Source organism: Citrobacter sp. VF227 (assembly GCF_052950715.1).
Map to the genome: position 1 here is coordinate 1 of NZ_JBRFVF010000123.1, position 659 is coordinate 659.

The 659-nt window shown below is 70.0% G+C and carries 1 protein-coding gene; it reads left to right on the forward strand.

Annotated elements, in window-relative coordinates; translation table 11 throughout:
- A partial coding sequence (locus ACU8YC_RS25425) for an ABC transporter ATP-binding protein (protein ID WP_446896022.1) occupies nt 1–659 on the forward strand: 659 nt, incomplete at both ends.

A 659-nucleotide genomic window follows, 5' to 3' on the forward strand; every position in this document is an offset into this window, starting at 1 on the left:
CTACCCGCATCTCACGGTTCGCGAGAACATGGCGTTCTCGATGCGGATCCGGAAGGCGCCCGCCTCCGAGATCGACCTCCGGGTCAACAAGGCCGCGCAGATTCTCGGGCTCACCCACCTGCTGGACCGCTACCCGCGCCAGCTCTCCGGCGGCCAGCGCCAGCGCGTCGCCATGGGCCGGGCGATCGTGCGCGACCCGCAGGTCTTCCTGTTCGACGAGCCGCTCTCCAACCTCGACGCCAAGCTGCGCGTGGCGATGCGCACCGAGATCAAGGGGCTGCACCAGCGCCTGAAGACCACGACCATCTACGTCACCCACGACCAGATCGAGGCCATGACCATGGCCGACCGGATCGTCGTGATGCACGACGGGGTCGTGGAGCAGATCGGGCCGCCCCTCGAACTCTACGACCGGCCCGACAACCTGTTCGTCGCGGGTTTCATCGGCTCGCCGGCCATGAACTTCGTGCCCGGCCGGGTCCGGGCGAACGGGCGCCTCACCTTCAGCACCGAGACCGGCCTGTCGATCCCGCTCGCCGACGCGCCTGCCGGCGTCGACGGGCGGCCGCTCATCCTCGGCGTCCGCCCCGAGCATTTCGACCTCGCGCCCGACGGGATCGCCGCGGAGGTCGTCGTCGTGGAGCCGACCGGCTCCGAGA